The sequence below is a fragment of the Komarekiella delphini-convector SJRDD-AB1 genome (assembly GCF_014831675.1).
Lineage (GTDB): Bacteria > Cyanobacteriota > Cyanobacteriia > Cyanobacteriales > Nostocaceae > Komarekiella.
The window spans coordinates 1-1,312 of record NZ_VJXY01000175.1 but is presented as its reverse complement, the minus strand read 5'-3'; the positions used below and the strand labels follow the sequence as shown (position 1 = coordinate 1,312).

Here is a 1,312-nt window from a genome sequence, read left to right as displayed (position 1 = left end):
CAATACTCCGGACAAAATTAGGCGGTAATAACGCCGTAAGACCGTAGGTTTTGGTAGTTAGGATGGGATTTAATTATAGTCGGCGAGAGTCCTAACGTTGAAATAAAGGTGTCGAGCAAATGGTCATTGAGTGCCTGTCGCTTGACACTTGCCATTGAAAAGACAAAGGGTTTTTGACCCAACTGCTGACGATGGGCATCGAACTTGGCAAGATTTAAGGCAGTGAAACTGGCATTGAAATGGAAGTCTAACTTTTTGACATCACGGGCTTGACAATCACTTAGTCCAGTAAATTGTTTAGCATCGCGGAAAATAAATTCGATTTGAAAGCGCAGTTTGTAGAAACGATAAATCTCGTCTGCCGATTGGTTGATATCTGTCGAGAATAAGACAGCATAACTCGGTTTGTTAGGCTTACGGTGGTCAAGTACATAAGCCAGGCGGATTTTGCGCTTGAGTGAAACGTGCCATACAATTGCTGTATGGAGTTCAACCCCTGATTGCAGTTCGCGTACCCAACTCAAGCGAGTAGGGTCGGCTAGATCAACTTTGCCATCATATTTGCGTTTAGCTCCCCGCGCTTTCTGTTCACCCTCGAACACATATCGCAGATTCGCGTCTCGCCGCAGTTTACTAATCACATCCAGCTTGAGCGTCCTCACTCCGCTGACAAATGGCTCCTTGGCATATGCTCCATCTACAGCAAGGTAGCGAACTTGGGGAGGTAATTGAGGTCTAGTAATTTCCAGATGGTGGAGATAGTAGTCCATCCGCGTCAGGTCTGGACAGAAGGCTTGGTCAAAGGTTTGTTCTGCAAGCAGACCATAGCCTACTTCCGTTTCTACATCTACTACCGCCACTAAGGATACTTCTAATCCTTTCTCTACTCGACTATGACTGCCATTATAAAACTGGTCGAGTCCAAAGGTCTTTTTCCCGCTTTTGGCAATGAATGAGCAATCCATCACGGCAATCATCGAGTGATGGAGAGACGTTGCTGCTTTGATTACTTCCGCGTTGAAAAGAGCGAAATCAAACTGTTTTTTAAACTGTCGGCGATAAGTTCTCTCTGTTCGTTCACTGTAGCGACTCAGGTTGGTAAAGTTTACCTTGCCACAGGCAATTAGAATCGTGGCAAACAGCGTTGTCAATGCTTTTATCTGCGGTTTGTGGAAAATCCCCATTTTGGTCAGTAAGCTTTGTACAATTTCCATATGGCTATCGAGTCGGTGCTTGTTTGTTCTAATCAGCACCTTAATGGTTCGATAGTTTTCTTGTCTATTCCCTCAACTCAAAATTGTCCGGAGTATTG

General features: G+C 44.7%; 1 protein-coding gene. It reads right to left on the bottom strand.

The window, feature by feature from the left end; all coding sequences use genetic code 11:
* Nucleotides 1-17: 17 nt before the first annotated feature.
* Entirely contained in the window at nucleotides 18-1,214 is a 1,197-nt protein-coding gene (locus FNW02_RS38150) for a transposase (RefSeq protein WP_431356856.1), read from the bottom strand.
* Nucleotides 1,215-1,312: the final 98 nt, after the last annotated feature.

What these genes read in the sequence shown, in the direction of transcription:
- FNW02_RS38150 (WP_431356856.1), bottom strand. Translation starts at nt 1,214, where the DNA reads ATGGAAATTGTACAAAGCTTACTGACCAAAATGGGGATTTTCCACAAA.